Below are 3,738 nucleotides of genomic sequence, written 5' to 3' on the forward strand. Positions count from 1 at the left end.
GGTGTGTGGAGCGGGGCGGTCGAGGCCTCGTCCCTGGTCAGCCTTGGCGAGCTCCGAGGTCCGGTTTCGACCGGGCGCGGCGCCCGGGGGATCGGGGGCGGTGTCGCCGGTCGTGCAAAGGGTCTGGCGCAGAGAGTCGGATCTTTCAGGGGATGATGCTGCAAGGGCATCACCCTCCCGCCGGGGGCGCGGTAGCGGCAAGGGGCGAACACCCCCGCTGGTTCGGGAGACCGAGCCGTACAGCTCCCGGAAAACCACGCACGCGGAGCGTTCGTCTTTCGCCGAAACGGTATTTTCTATTCTTCTCCGGGCGGGAGCCCGGACGCTCCGCCGGCCCTTCCCATGACTTCAGCGAGAGATCGCGTGAGGGCGAAGAGGCATGTGTGGAGGGTGCTAGTGCCAGTGCTGGTGAGCAAGCAAGAGGTGAAATCTTGGCCGCGACCGTGCCACACGACGCGCACTGCGTCTGGATCGACGTTGAACCCTTGCTCACCAGCACTGGCACTAGCACCCCCGTGCCACTCGCCACTCGCCACTCACACGGCACAACCGCCCGACGCTTGCGCCCTTCGCCGTGCCGGGCTATGTCCCCGCCTCCTGAAACGGCCGGATGCGTAGCTCAGCGGGAGAGCACCTCGTTCACACCGAGGGGGTCACAGGTTCAATCCCTGTCGCATCCACCATTCCCCTGTCATAGAGTTCCTTCTCCGACCGCCATCGGGCGCACAGCAGGATTTGAGCGCACGTCTCTATACAGGCGGCGCAGACGGGGTTTCCTTCGATGAAGGTCGCGATCATCGGCACGGGCTATGTCGGCCTGGTTTCGGGCGCCTGTTTCGCCGACTTCGGCCATACGGTCGTCTGCGTCGACAAGGACTCCGGCAAGATCGAACGGCTGGAGAACGGCCAGATTCCGATCTTCGAGCCGGGGCTGGAAAGCCTGGTCGCTGAGAACGTGCGCGCCGGCCGCCTGGACTTCACCCTGGACGGCGCCGAGGCGATCCGTAACGCAGACGTGGTCTTCATCGCCGTCGGCACGCCCACGCGGCGCGGCGATGGCCATGCCGATCTGTCCTATGTCTATGCGGCGGCCGAGGAGATCGCGGGCCTGATCGAAGGCTTCACCGTCATCGTCAACAAATCGACCGTTCCCGTCGGCACCGGCGACGAGGTCGAGGCCATCATCCGCCGCGTGAACCCCGACGCCGACTTCGCCGTCGTGTCGAACCCGGAGTTCCTGCGCGAAGGCGCCGCCATCGAGGACTTCAAACGCCCCGACCGCGTGGTCATCGGCACCGACGACGAACGCGCCCGCAAGGTCATGGCCGAGATCTATCGGCCGCTCAGCCTCAACGATTTCCCGGTGATCTACACATCGCGGCGCACGTCGGAGCTGATCAAATATGCCGGCAACGCCTTCCTGGCGCTCAAGATCACCTTCATCAACGAGATCGCCGACCTGTGCGAAAAGGTCGGGGCCGACGTCCAGCAGGTCGCCAAGGGCATCGGGCTGGACGGCCGGATCGGCTCGAAATTCCTCAACGCCGGACCCGGCTACGGCGGCTCCTGCTTCCCCAAGGACACCGTCGCCCTGGTCCGCACGGCCCAGCAGTACGGCGCGCCGGTCCGCCTGGTCGAGACCACGGTCGAGGTCAACGATGCCCGCAAGAAGGCCATGGCCGATCGTGTCATCGCGGCCTTGGGCGGCGCGCCCAAGGGCAAGACCGTCGGCATCCTGGGTCTGGCCTTCAAGCCCAATACCGACGACATGCGCGATGCGCCCAGCCTCGACATCGTCCCCGCCCTGATCGCCGCCGGCGTCAAGGTCCAGGCCTATGATCCCGAGAGCATGCACGAGGCGAAGAAGCTGCTGCCCGACATCGACTATCGTGACGATGCCTACAGCGCCGTGGTCGACGCAGATGCCGTGGTCATCCTGACCGAATGGGACCAGTTCCGCGCCCTCGACCTGGACCGGATCAAGCTGTTGGCCCGCGCGGCCGTCATGGTCGATCTGAGGAACGTCTATCGCCCCGCCGAGATGCGGGCGCGGGGCTTTGCCTACACCAGCATCGGCCGGGGATAGTCAGGCCATGACCGTCATCGTCACCGGAGCCGCCGGCTTCGTCGGGATACACGTCGCCGAGCGGCTGTTGCAACGTGGCGAGACGGTCGTCGGCGTCGATGACTTCAACCCCTATTACGACCCGGCGCTGAAGGACCTGCGGGCCGAACGGCTTGCCACCTTCCCCGCGTTCCGGATGGTGCGCGCCGACATCGCCGAACCCGAGGCGATGAGGGCGCTCGTGGCGGACACCGGCGCGAAACGCGTCGTCCATCTCGCCGCCCAGGCCGGGGTCCGCTATTCGATCGAACACCCCTTCGCCTACCAGCGCTCCAACCTGGCCGGGCATCTGTCGATCCTCGAGGCCTGCCGCCACGGCGAGGTCGAGCATCTGGTCTATGCCTCGTCGAGCTCGGTCTATGGCGACCGGCCGCTGACCGGTCAGGGCTTCCGCGAGGACGATCCGACCGTCTCTCCGGTCTCACTCTACGCCGCGACCAAACGCTCCTGCGAACTGCTGAGCCAGAGCTACGCGTCGCTCTACGGCTTCCCGCAGTCGGGCCTGAGATTCTTCACCGTCTATGGACCGATGGGTCGGCCCGACATGGCATATTTCAGCTTCACCGAGAAGATCATGCGGGGCGACCCGATCGAGGTCTATGGCGAGGGCCGGATGGCGCGGGACTTCACCTATGTCGACGACATCGTCGACGGGGTGATCGGGGTGCTGGACCGGCCGCCGCCGCGCGGGAGCCACGAGGTCTACAATATCGGCGACTCCAGCCCCGTCGGCCTGATGGACATGATCCGGACGCTGGAAGCCGCCCTGGGTCGCGAAGCCGTCAAGATCATGCGGCCGATGCAGCCCGGCGACGTCACCTCGACCTATGCCGACATCACCAAGCTCAACGCCCTGACCGGCTATGCGCCCCGGGTCGCGCTGGCCGAGGGGCTGGGTCGGTTCGTGGACTGGTGGCGCGACTGGCGCGGAATGGCCTGATGCCGGCCAACCGTCCCGATCTGGAACAGTCCCCCGACCCGTGCTGGCACACCCCTTTCGAATTGAAGCTCGACCGTTCGGTCGCGGAATCGGCGGACAGGCGTCTGCTGGCCGTGATGCCGGCAGATTTCAACCGGTGGCGGGTAAAGCACGCCCATCGGGGGAGAAGGCTCGCCGGGCTCAGGCGGCGTGCAGTGATCGCCCGCTTCACCGCGATCAACGCCAGGCGGGGTCTCGCGACGTCAAATCCCGCCAGCACTGGCTTTCAGCCGCATCGGTCCAACCGCCGCCAAGGGAATGAGTGCGGTTAAGCTTCGCCTGTCAGGGGCACTCACTTGCACTGAAGCGCCACAGTTCCGATGAGCATTCGCAACCGTTCCGGAAGACCTCGCGCTCGCCTTTGAGGTGATGCAACATGGTTACTATCTCCGTCCCGGGTGCAAACCCACCGTGCGGCGCACCTCTTGCTCTAGGTCGTTCATCGACATTGGAGTGAGCGCAGTGAACCGGATCATCATCATCGCAGCCGCCGTAACCCTCGCCTCCGCAGGCTCGGCCTGGGCTGGAGCGGGTGCAGGCGGCAACGGCGGCGGCCATGGCGGCGGCGGCAACGGCGGCGGTGGGGGCTGCGGCTCCAGCTGCGGTGGCGGCGGCGGCGGCGGCGGCGGCGGTG

At 66.5% G+C, this 3,738-nt stretch carries 3 protein-coding genes and 1 tRNA gene; all 4 read left to right on the plus strand.

Annotation, left to right across the window (positions count from 1 at the left end; all coding sequences use genetic code 11):
* Positions 1 to 608 precede the first annotated feature (608 nt).
* Positions 609 to 683: transfer RNA gene (locus tag ACILQR_RS15990), tRNA-Val, on the plus strand.
* A gap of 98 nt (positions 684 to 781) precedes the next feature.
* Positions 782 to 2,086, plus strand: a complete 1,305-nt coding sequence (locus tag ACILQR_RS15995; RefSeq protein WP_395652360.1) for a UDP-glucose dehydrogenase family protein — start codon at positions 782 to 784, stop codon at positions 2,084 to 2,086.
* A gap of 7 nt (positions 2,087 to 2,093) precedes the next feature.
* Positions 2,094 to 3,065 carry an NAD-dependent epimerase/dehydratase family protein gene (locus ACILQR_RS16000; RefSeq protein ID WP_395652361.1) on the plus strand — a complete coding sequence of 324 codons (972 nt, stop codon included), beginning with the start codon at positions 2,094 to 2,096 and terminating at the stop codon, positions 3,063 to 3,065.
* Between the two features lie 492 nt (positions 3,066 to 3,557).
* A partial coding sequence (locus ACILQR_RS16005) for a hypothetical protein (RefSeq protein ID WP_395652362.1) occupies positions 3,558 to 3,738 on the plus strand: 181 nt, incomplete at its 3' end.

It is taken from the genome of Brevundimonas sp. (genome assembly GCF_044239655.1).
Lineage (GTDB): Bacteria > Pseudomonadota > Alphaproteobacteria > Caulobacterales > Caulobacteraceae > Brevundimonas.

What these genes read in the sequence shown, in the direction of transcription:
- ACILQR_RS15995 (WP_395652360.1), top strand. Translation starts at nt 782, where the DNA reads ATGAAGGTCGCGATCATCGGCACGGGCTATGTCGGCCTGGTTTCGGGC.
- ACILQR_RS16000 (WP_395652361.1), top strand. Translation starts at nt 2,094, where the DNA reads ATGACCGTCATCGTCACCGGAGCCGCCGGCTTCGTCGGGATACACGTC.